Raw genomic sequence first — 10,542 nt, forward strand, 5'->3', positions numbered from 1 at the left:
CCATATCTCAAGGCGCAGTATAGTAATGAATCACTAAGCTAGGATCAACACATTTGGCAACTTTTTCGCCACTTTTTTCACCAGTACTTTAGTACTGAGAGGAATCTACCCTCATTAAATACCGATCACTCGAATTTCTTAGTGCGTTTTAATAGACTATAGCCCTCTTCCCTCTTTTATATAGTAAAGATTCTATGCGTCCATCCATCGCCAGAGTGGCACTGCCAGTCCCTCTCGACAAACAGTTTGATTATGCCATTCCCGGGCATCTGTTTCCGATCATTGGTGGGCGAGTTTCTGTACCTTTTGGGCGTCAAACTTTAGTTGGAATTGTCACCGCGATGGTTAATCACTCTGACTTTCCTAAAGAGCAACTTAAACCACTTAAAGCTGTATTAGACACCCAACCCATTTGGTCAGAGAAGCTCTATTCTTTGCTTACTTGGTGTAGTCAGTTCTATCAGTATCCTCTTGGTGACACCTTGCACAATGCTATGCCTGCCGCCCTAAGAAAAGGCAAACCTGCTGACTTCTCAACCTTATACGAGTGGCAAATTACCACTTCAGGCAAAGATAAACTTATGCAGGGGCTTGGTCGCGCGGTTAAACAGCAGCGTGCTCTGCAGATGTTGATTGACGGTCCCATTCCACATCAAGAGTTTAGTGATCAAGAAATACCATCTTCAGTGCTCAAGTCTTTAGAGGAAAAAGGCTGGATTGAACGTATTGAAAAGAAACCTGAGATCACCAAATGGGGAGAGCAAGTTGAGCGTGAAGTTGAGAAGCCTAAGCTTAACCATGAACAAGCTCTGGCAATCGCCAGTGTTAATAGCCAAACCGGATTTGCCTGCTATTTATTAGAGGGCGTTACCGGTTCGGGGAAAACCGAAGTCTACTTAAACCTGATCAAGCCAGTGCTCGAGAAAGGCAAACAAGCGTTGGTTTTAGTGCCGGAGATCGGCTTAACACCGCAAACCATCAATCGCTTTAAGCATCGCTTCAATGTTCCTGTGGACGTTGTTCATTCTGGTTTGAATGATACTGAGCGACTCAATGCTTGGCTTTCAGCGCGAGACAAAGCAGCTGGCATCATTATCGGAACACGCTCTGCTCTGCTTACCCCTTTTGCTGACCTTGGCATTATTATTGTCGATGAGGAGCATGACTCTTCATACAAACAGCAAGACAGCCTGCGCTACCACGCTCGCGATGTCGCTGTGATGCGAGCACATAAAGAACAAGTACCCATCGTACTTGGTTCTGCGACACCTGCTTTAGAAACACTGCACAACGCACTTTCTGGTAAATATCACCACTTAACGCTGACCCAACGAGCAGGCTCTGCGGTACCAACAACGAATAAAGTACTGGATGTTAAAGGGCTTTACCTAGACAGTGGCTTATCTGCCCCTCTGATCGCTGAAATGCGTAAGCACCTCGATTCTGGCAACCAAGTCATGCTGTTCCTAAACCGCCGTGGTTTTTCTCCTGCGTTGATGTGTCATGAGTGTGGCTGGACAGCAGAGTGTAAGCGCTGCGATGCCTACTATACCTTCCACCAGTACAGCAATGAGATCCGATGCCACCATTGCGGGTCTCAACAACCCGTAATTCATCAATGCCAAGGTTGTGGCTCCACTCAACTAGTAACCGTTGGAGTTGGGACAGAGCAACTGGAGCTTCAACTTGCCAAGCTCTTTCCTGAATACAAAGCGATTCGTATTGATAGAGACAGCACTCGCCGTAAAGGCAGCTTGGAAGATGCTCTCGAATCGATTCGTAAAGGCGAATATCAAATCCTGATTGGTACGCAAATGCTGGCGAAAGGTCACCACTTTCCGAACGTGACACTCGTGGCGCTACTGGACGTGGACGGATCTCTATATAGTAGTGACTTTCGTGCTTCGGAAAGGCTGGCACAATTGTTCATTCAAGTTGCGGGGCGTGCTGGTCGTGCAAGCAAACCTGGCGAAGTGATTTTACAGACTCACCACCCTGAGCACAGCTTGCTTCAGTCTCTATTACAGAAAGACTATCGTGACTTTGCCATGACAGCATTAGAGGAACGTAAGTTGGCTCAGCTTCCACCTTACAGCTTCTTAACCCTATTTAAAGCGGAAGCCAACCAAAGCGAGTTGGTCGAAGACTTTTTGCGTCAGGTTCGCTTCACTCTTGAGTCACACCCATTATTTGATGGTTCCTGCATGGTTTTGGGTCCGACTCCATCACCATTAGCTAAGCGTGCTGGGAAATATCGTTGGCAGTTGTTACTGCAAACTCAGCATCGCTCATTGATGCAAAAGTTATTAACCAGTGCAAAACCTGCTATTGAGTTGTTGCCAAATGCCAAGAAAGTTCGCTGGAATTTAGACATAGAACCACAGGATCTCAGCTAGCAAACGTTTAACTATGTAATGAATTACCTTCTAATGTGAGTCAAATCACATTAGGATTGCAATTTTTGTTAAACAGACCGTAACTTTCCCTTTAGAAATGAATAGACTATTCAAATTAGTAAAGTCTAAAGTGGATCAGTCACATAGGCTTCAATTAGAACAATGACTCACGTCATCTTGGCGAATATTTTAAGAGGGTAAAAACTATGGCGACAATGAAGGATGTTGCCCAGCTTGCAGGGGTATCTACTGCTACGGTATCGCGAGCATTAATGAATCCAGAAAAAGTCTCTTCATCAACAAGAAAGAGAGTGGAAGATGCCGTACTTGAAGCTGGTTATTCACCGAATTCATTAGCTCGTAATTTACGTAGAAATGAATCAAAGACCATTGTCACTATCGTACCGGACATATGCGATCCGTATTTCTCTGAAATCATTCGCGGTATCGAAGATGCAGCAATGGAACACGGTTACCTAGTTCTTCTTGGCGATAGCGGTCAGCAGAAAAAGCGAGAAAGCTCATTCGTAAACTTAGTATTCACCAAGCAAGCTGATGGCATGTTACTACTGGGCACCGACTTACCATTCGATGTCAGCAAGCCAGAGCAGAAAAACCTACCACCAATGGTCATGGCGTGCGAATTGGCTCCTGAGCTGGAACTACCAACGGTGCATATCGATAACTTGACCTCTGCATTTGAAGCCGTGAACTACCTGACGCAACTTGGTCACAAGCGTATTGCTCAGATCTCTGGTCCAGATACTGCGGTGCTGTGCCAGTTCCGCCAACAAGGTTACCAACAAGCACTTCGCCGTGCTGGTATTAGTAAAGAAGAGCAATACAGCATTGTGGCTGACTTCTCTTTCGAAGGTGGCGTTCAAGCCGTACGCAAACTTCTCGAACTGCCTGAACCACCAACCGCTCTATTCTGTCACTGTGACACCATGGCGATTGGTGCTATTCAAGAGGCGAAACGTCTTGGCCTCCGTATTCCGCAGGATTTGTCGGTTGTCGGCTTTGATGATATTCAATTCGCGCAATACTGCGATCCACCGTTAACCACCATCTCTCAACCACGTTATGAGATTGGTCGCCAAGCAATGTTAATGATGCTAGAGCTACTGAAAGGTCACGATGTGCACTCAGGCTCTCGCTTGCTTGAAACTAAATTAGTTGTGCGTGGCAGTGCAGCACCACCACCTTTGCGCTAATCAGTAAGCGAATCCACAACATAAATAGAAACGAAAGCGACGCATCTAGCGTCGTTTTTTTACGCCTATCCTGTACGTAGCTAACAAGATTACGTGAATAGGGTGTTTTCTCGTCGCGTTCTGGATTAACATATTTGCCAGAATCCTTGATGACCAGAAGTAACCGTGGCAAATAGAGATTATGTAAGACGCGGACGCGGCGCTCCGAAGAAGTCGACAAAAAAACAACCTTCCAGAAAGAAACCTTGGCGTAGTGGTCTACTAGCAATCCTGCTTGTGGGCGGTTTTGGCTACGGCTTATATCTACTCAGCAATGATCCTGAACCGAAACAACCCGTTGCGAAACAGGAACCAGTGACCACCAGCAAACCAAAGCCGAAGAAAGAGTTACCGCCCCCACCAGAAGAAAAGTGGGAATACGTGGAATCTCTACCGAAGCGTGAAGTGGAAGTCGTTGCCAAAGAAGTTGAAGTATCAAAAGTCCCTTATGTGATGCAATGTGGCGCTTACAAAAAACAGAGCCAAGCTGAAGAACGTAAGCTAGCGATTGCTTTCCAAGGTATTACGAGCCGTGTCATTAAGAAAGACGGAAGCTCTTGGTACCGTGTTGTTCTTGGTCCATACAAGTTCAAACGAGACGCAGAGAAAGATCGCCACAAGTTGCAACGCGCGAAGATCGAGCCGTGTGCAATTTGGAAAGAGAATCTTTAATTCTTATTCGATGCCTTAATGCAGAGACCAACCGAGTGATCGGTTGGTCTTTTCTTTTATTGGAGAGTGCTGCTCATTCTCACGCTAGGGAATGACTCAAGATCATTCATCACCACAAATCCAGTTCAGTTTCACTATATAGGGTATATACCCAACTCGTTCGTATAAACCAGCACCCTCGCCAAACACCCTGCTCTCTTCCTTGTTCAAAACGACAAAACGTAATGTCTGCAATCGAAAAACACCTTCCCCTTGAATCCCCGAATCCCTTACCCCATATACTTAATTAAATCCAAAGAGAAATAATTAAGAGGTCGACTGTGACTACCATTGTATCTGTACGTCGAAACAATAAAGTCGTCATCGCGGGTGATGGCCAAGTGTCGCTAGGCAATACCGTAATGAAAGGCAACGCACGTAAAGTTCGCCGCCTATACAACAACCAAGTTCTTGCTGGTTTTGCTGGCGGTACTGCGGATGCCTTTACCCTATTCGAGCGCTTTGAAAGCAAGCTGCAAATGCACCAAGGTCACCTTACTAAGGCTGCCGTTGAGTTAGCAAAAGATTGGCGTAGCGACCGTGCACTTCGCAAACTAGAAGCACTACTGGCCGTTGCGGATGAAACAGCTTCACTGATCATCACTGGTAACGGTGATGTCGTTCAGCCAGAAAACGATCTTATCGCCATTGGCTCTGGCGGCGCATACGCGCAAGCAGCAGCAACCGCATTATTAGAAAACACAGATCTAGACGCGCGAGAAATCGCAGAAAAAGCACTGAACATTGCTGGCGACATCTGTGTATTCACCAACCATCATCACACTGTAGAAGAGCTAGAATCTACAGCAGAGCTTCCTAAGCCAACGGCTTAAGCGTAATCGTAACGAAGTAAGGAAAGAATATGTCTGAAATGACTCCTCGCGAAATCGTTCATGAACTGAACCGCCACATTATTGGTCAAGACAAAGCAAAACGTTCGGTTGCGATTGCACTACGTAACCGCTGGCGTCGTATGCAGCTTGAAGAAAGCTTGCGTGTCGAAGTAACGCCAAAGAATATCCTTATGATTGGTCCAACTGGCGTTGGTAAGACAGAGATCGCTCGTCGTCTTGCTAAGCTGGCAAACGCACCTTTCATCAAAGTCGAAGCAACAAAGTTCACCGAAGTGGGCTATGTAGGTAAAGAAGTGGAAACCATCATCCGCGATCTGACCGATGTTGCTGTGAAGATGACTCACCAACAAGCGATGGAAAAAGTAAAATTCCGCGCTGAAGAGCAAGCCGAAGAGCGTATTCTTGATGCCCTACTGCCACCAGCACGTGATGCTTGGGGTCAAACAGAGCAGAAAGAAGATACATCGAACACTCGCCAAGTCTTCCGCAAGAAACTGCGCGAAGGTCAGCTAGACGACAAAGAAATCGAAATCGATGTAGCTGCACCGCAAATGGGCGTCGAGATCATGGCTCCTCCTGGTATGGAAGAAATGACCAACCAGCTACAAGGTATGTTCCAAAACCTTGCTGGCGACACCAAGAAAAAACGCAAGCTGAAAATCAAAGACGCGATGAAAGCATTGGCGGAAGAAGAAGCAGCGAAACTGGTGAACCAAGAAGAGCTGAAAGAGTCTGCCATTTTCAACGTAGAGAATAACGGAATCGTATTCATCGATGAGATCGATAAGATTTGTAAGCGCGGTGAAAGCTCAGGCCCTGACGTTTCTCGCGAAGGTGTTCAGCGTGACCTATTGCCTCTTATTGAAGGTAGCACGGTATCAACGAAGCACGGTATGGTGAAAACAGACCACATCCTATTCGTCGCTTCTGGCGCATTCCAAGTAGCGAAACCTTCTGACCTGATCCCAGAATTGCAAGGTCGTCTACCAATTCGCGTTGAGCTTGAAGCACTGACCAGCAACGATTTCAAACGTATCCTAACTGAGCCAAAAGCGTCTCTGACAGAACAGTACGTTGCACTGATGAAAACTGAAAACGTGGATGTAGAATTCACAGAAGATGGCATCACGCAAATCGCAGAAGCAGCATGGACAGTAAACGAAACCACTGAAAACATCGGTGCACGTCGTCTGCATACTGTGATGGAGCGTTTGATGGATGAGATTTCTTACGACGCAGCAGAGCAATCAGGTGCGAAGTTCGTGATTAACGCGGCTTACGTGAAAGATCGTCTAGGCGATACGATTGAAGATGAAGATCTAAGTCGCTTTATTCTTTAATTGTAATCTATCATGCCAAAGCCCAGAACCTTGTTTCTGGGCTTTTTCGTTTAGAATGATGGTAGCTTTAACAAGCTCTAGACCAAAAGAGTTCATCATCCTAGCGAACTCAGGCGTGGCTATGGTTCTAATCATCGCGTGCATCGCCCTCCTCTCTTCATGAAAGAGCGCTGTTTTATTGCCTCAAATATGGAAACTGTGTTCCTTCTCTATAAGTCCTTGAGTATTAATTGAGTTGTTTCAAGTCAATAGCGCATCGAGCGCTTTGTGCTTATACTGGGCACATTGGTTACTAGCACGAAATATCCATGAAACAATCATTGCAGATCTGGCTTGAAGCCGCTCGCCCAAAAACTTTACCTCTCGCACTAGTGTCTATTTTGACCGGTAGCGTACTTGCATACTCTGCTGGTCACTTCTCGCTGACCATCGCAGTGATGGCATTTGTCACAGCAACACTGCTGCAGATTCTATCTAACCTTGCGAACGATTATGGCGACGCAGTGAAAGGCACAGATAACGACAATCGCTTAGGTCCTCAGCGGGCGATGCAGTCTGGCGCAGTCACAGCGGATCAAATGAAAAAAGCGATCATCTTCAACATCATTCTGACTGCCATTGCCGGTCTGACATTGGTGTTTTACGCGCTGAGCTCGTTTGAAAGCATCATTACCTTTATTGGCTTAGGCATTCTTGCCATCCTTGCAGCGATTGCTTACACCATGGGCAGTAAGCCTTACGGCTATGTTGGTCTAGGTGACTTGTCAGTATTCCTTTTCTTTGGCTTACTTGGTGTATCTGGCACTTACTTCCTGCACACGGGTCATGTTGATGCGACGTTATTCTTACCAGCGCTAGGCTGTGGTTTATTGGCGGTAGCAGTGCTAAACATCAATAATATGCGTGATATCGAGAATGACAGCGAATGTGGCAAACGCACCATGGCAGTTCGACTAGGACAACGTAAAGCCAAGCAGTATCACTTTATTTTGCTTGGTGGTGCGCTACTGGCTTTTGCCGCTTACCTGCTCATTCAAGACAAACCGGTATGGATCAGCTTACCCTTCTTGCTCAGCATCTACGTAGTAGCCCACCACGGGAAAGCCGTTTGGGATACTGAGAAACCAGCACAAATTGCACCTATGATGCCAGTTGTCGTGAAGTGCTCACTGGTGACTAACGTTTTATTTGCAACAATTGTGGTAGCTCAAACTCTGATGAGTTAAAAAAGGATTGTCATTGCATTGACTTAATGCCTAGATATACTCAAAGACAACAGTTTCTGTTTAGAAAGGTACGCTATGGAATACAATACCTCAGCACTCTGTGATATCTATCTTGATCAGGTAGATGTAGTTGAACCGATGTTCAGTAACTTTGGCGGTCGAGCGTCGTTTGCCGGGCAAGTGACGACGATTAAGTGTTTTGAAGACAACGCACTGATCCGTGAAACGTTAGAACAAGATGGTATCGGGCGAGTATTGCTGATTGATGGTGGCGGTTCCTTACGCAGAGCCTTAATCGATGCAGAAATCGCAACACTAGCAGAAGAAAACGAATGGGAAGGGATTGTGGTTTACGGTTGTGTTCGCGAAGTGGACGAACTGGAAGACATGAACCTTGGCATTCAGGCTCTCGCTTCAATTCCTGTTGGGGCAGCAAATCAAGGCATTGGTGAAATAGACGTACCAGTGAACTTTGGTGGTGTTAGCTTCCTACCTGAAGATTACATCTATGCCGATAGCACAGGCATCATTCTTTCACCTGAGCCACTCAATGTAGACTTAGAGCTCGATGAAGAAGACGAAGATGAAGCAGAGTTAAATTAATCTTTTATTAGCAACTAGCTACATCGCTAAAAAAACATCGCCAAATACGCAAACACCCGCCGAAGCGGGTGTTTTTGATTCTGGATACTTAAGTGGATTATTCCACTTCGTCCATCTTGCCAAGTAGTGCACGAATGCGCTCTTGCCATTGTGCGTGCTCTTGTTGAGCTTGCTGAGATTTTTGCTCTAGCTCTTCACGTTGAGAACGAAGCTCGTTAGCTTCTGTTTCAAGTTTTACTTTATCTTCTTTCAGCTCTTCGACTTCCATCTGAAGAAGAGTGATTGTGTCAACTGCAGTTTGAATTTTCGCTTCTAGTTGTTCTAGTACTTCAAAAGACATCTTGGCCTACCTATTGTTATTCCGTTGGGACGATGCGCGAGCGTTCGCTTGCACCTTACCGATAAGGTTCATTCTACTCAGCGTAGCGACGAGAAACACTCACTATATTCGATATTTCGCATCATTCGGTTAAAAAATCAGCGCAATCTCACTAAACGCTGACTTTTCTTATCCTAGAGGCATTTTTGAACAATGCAATTTACTCTCTCAACGCCAAAAACTCACCCAAGTATTGATCAAATTCAACTTAGTTAAAGTAAAAGCTCAGCAAAAAGGCAAACGTTTAACTTACGATGTGATAGAATCGCCGCGCAAATTCTTCTTCCCTCTTGTTACTTGGAGACATCATGAAACGCGATTTAGCAATGGCATTTTCCCGTGTTACTGAAGGTGCCGCTCTGGCTGGCTATAAATGGCTTGGTCGTGGCGACAAAAACGCAGCGGACGGTGCTGCTGTTGAAGTTATGCGCACCTTGCTGAACAAAACAGACATCAGTGGTGAAATCGTTATTGGTGAAGGCGAAATCGATGATGCGCCAATGCTATACATTGGTGAACAAGTGGGCATCGGTGGTGATGAAGTAGATATCGCCGTTGACCCGATTGAAGGCACACGTATGACGGCAATGGGGCAATCTAACGCATTGGCAGTGCTAGCAGCCGGTGAGAAAGGCAGCTTCCTTAAAGCGCCGGACATGTACATGGAAAAATTGGTTGTTGGTCCTGGTGCAAAAGGCGTTATCGACTTAGGTAAACCTCTAAAAGAAAACCTAGAAAACGTTGCTAAAGCACTGAACAAGACTCTTGATACACTTGTTGTGATTACGCTTGCTAAGCCACGTCACGATGAAGTGATCGCAGAGATGCAAGCGATGGGCGTTCGTGTGTTCGCAGTGCCAGACGGTGACGTAGCCGCTTCAATCCTAACTTGTATGCCAGATAGCGAAGTAGACGTGATGTACTGCATCGGCGGCGCTCCAGAAGGCGTAGTATCGGCAGCAGTGATTCGCGCACTAGACGGTGACATGCACGGTCGTCTTCTTCCTCGTCACGAAGTAAAAGGCGATACTGAAGAAAACCGCATCTACGGCGCTGCTGAACTTCAACGCTGTGAAGAGATGGGCGTTCAAGCGAACGTGGTTCTAAAGATGGAAGACATGGCACGCAGCGACAACGTAGTATTCTCTGCAACGGGTATTACCAAAGGTGATCTACTGGAAGGCATCTCTCGTCAAGGTAACATCGCAACAACAGAAACCCTATTGATTCGCGGTCGCTGTCGTACTATTCGCCGCATCAAGTCTACGCACTACCTAGAGCGTAAAGATCCAGAAGTGCGCGATATCATTCTTTAAGCAGTATTCGAGGCTCCCACTCACTCAGAGTTGGAGCCTTTCTTTTCTGGTAAGTCAGCCTCAGCGTGACTGAGAATCTAATTCCAGCAAGCTCTTAGCCTTTATTCTTCCTCCAGACCACAGAATCAAAGGATAATAGATTCTGCATCATGCCCGTTCCTCGTTGTTCAGAATGACGACTACTTTAACAAGCTATAAACCAAAAGAGTTCGTCATCCTAGCGAGACTAAGGATCTAATAACAGTGCCCCCAAACTCTTCCTTATTCACCTCAAATCACAGCACAAACGGACAATAGATTCTGAATCACACTCGTTCCTCGATGTTCAGAGTGACGATTACTTTAACAAGCTATAAACTCATCCTTGCGAGCTCAAGCGAGACTAAGGATCTAGTAGCAGCGCCCCCAAACTATTCCTCATTCACCTAAAATCACAGCACAAACGGACAATAGATTCTGAATCA

At 46.0% G+C, this 10,542-nt stretch carries 8 protein-coding genes and 1 pseudogene; 8 read left to right on the forward strand and 1 reads right to left on the reverse strand.

Annotated features, from left to right (window positions below):
- Positions 1 to 194 precede the first annotated feature (194 nt).
- The 7 genes and pseudogenes from priA to rraA all read left to right on the forward strand — a co-directional run bounded on the left by priA (position 195) and on the right by rraA (position 8,383).
- Positions 195 to 2,396 carry a primosomal protein N' gene (gene priA / locus VHA02S_RS03865; RefSeq protein ID WP_038897745.1) on the forward strand — a complete coding sequence of 734 codons (2,202 nt, stop codon included), beginning with the start codon at positions 195 to 197 and terminating at the stop codon, positions 2,394 to 2,396.
- Between the two features lie 203 nt (positions 2,397 to 2,599).
- Positions 2,600 to 3,610: pseudogene (gene cytR, locus VHA02S_RS03870) on the forward strand (DNA-binding transcriptional regulator CytR); the annotation flags it as partial.
- A 165-nt stretch (positions 3,611 to 3,775) separates the two neighbouring features.
- Entirely contained in the window at positions 3,776 to 4,321 is a 546-nt protein-coding gene (locus VHA02S_RS03875) for an SPOR domain-containing protein (protein WP_005450581.1), read from the forward strand.
- Between the two features lie 320 nt (positions 4,322 to 4,641).
- On the forward strand, positions 4,642 to 5,193 hold the full coding sequence (gene hslV, locus VHA02S_RS03880; RefSeq protein ID WP_009698878.1) for an ATP-dependent protease subunit HslV: 552 nt from the start codon (positions 4,642 to 4,644) through the stop codon (positions 5,191 to 5,193).
- Positions 5,194 to 5,222: 29 nt separating this feature from the next.
- The gene (gene hslU / locus VHA02S_RS03885) at positions 5,223 to 6,554 is read left to right on the forward strand and encodes an ATP-dependent protease ATPase subunit HslU (RefSeq protein ID WP_009698879.1); all 1,332 of its coding nucleotides are present in this window, start codon (positions 5,223 to 5,225) and stop codon (positions 6,552 to 6,554) included.
- A 308-nt stretch (positions 6,555 to 6,862) separates the two neighbouring features.
- A complete protein-coding gene (locus tag VHA02S_RS03890; protein WP_005450584.1) occupies positions 6,863 to 7,780 on the forward strand; it encodes a 1,4-dihydroxy-2-naphthoate polyprenyltransferase in 918 nt (305 codons plus the stop codon).
- Between the two features lie 75 nt (positions 7,781 to 7,855).
- Positions 7,856 to 8,383, forward strand: coding sequence for a ribonuclease E activity regulator RraA (gene rraA / locus VHA02S_RS03895; protein WP_005450585.1), 528 nt, complete (start codon positions 7,856 to 7,858; stop codon positions 8,381 to 8,383).
- Positions 8,384 to 8,480: 97 nt separating this feature from the next.
- Here rraA and zapB read toward each other — a convergent pair whose 3' ends face one another.
- On the reverse strand, positions 8,481 to 8,723 hold the full coding sequence (gene zapB, locus VHA02S_RS03900) for a cell division protein ZapB (RefSeq protein WP_005450586.1): 243 nt from the start codon (positions 8,721 to 8,723) through the stop codon (positions 8,481 to 8,483).
- Between the two features lie 347 nt (positions 8,724 to 9,070).
- On the opposite strand from zapB, the gene glpX reads away from it, so the two are divergent.
- Entirely contained in the window at positions 9,071 to 10,078 is a 1,008-nt protein-coding gene (gene glpX, locus VHA02S_RS03905; protein ID WP_005450587.1) for a class II fructose-bisphosphatase, read from the forward strand.
- Positions 10,079 to 10,542: the final 464 nt, after the last annotated feature.

Origin of the sequence: Vibrio harveyi NBRC 15634 = ATCC 14126 = KCTC 12724 (genome assembly GCF_001591145.1) — a bacterium.
Lineage (GTDB): Bacteria > Pseudomonadota > Gammaproteobacteria > Enterobacterales > Vibrionaceae > Vibrio > Vibrio harveyi.

Bases quoted from the DNA above. Each gene is read 5' to 3' on its own strand.
- priA (WP_038897745.1), top strand. From the start codon at position 195: ATGCGTCCATCCATCGCCAGAGTGGCACTGCCAGTCCCTCTCGACAAA.
- rraA (WP_005450585.1), top strand. From the start codon at position 7,856: ATGGAATACAATACCTCAGCACTCTGTGATATCTATCTTGATCAGGTA.
- hslU (WP_009698879.1), top strand. From the start codon at position 5,223: ATGTCTGAAATGACTCCTCGCGAAATCGTTCATGAACTGAACCGCCAC.
- glpX (WP_005450587.1), top strand. From the start codon at position 9,071: ATGAAACGCGATTTAGCAATGGCATTTTCCCGTGTTACTGAAGGTGCC.
- zapB (WP_005450586.1), bottom strand. From the start codon at position 8,723: ATGTCTTTTGAAGTACTAGAACAACTAGAAGCGAAAATTCAAACTGCA.
- VHA02S_RS03890 (WP_005450584.1), top strand. From the start codon at position 6,863: ATGAAACAATCATTGCAGATCTGGCTTGAAGCCGCTCGCCCAAAAACT.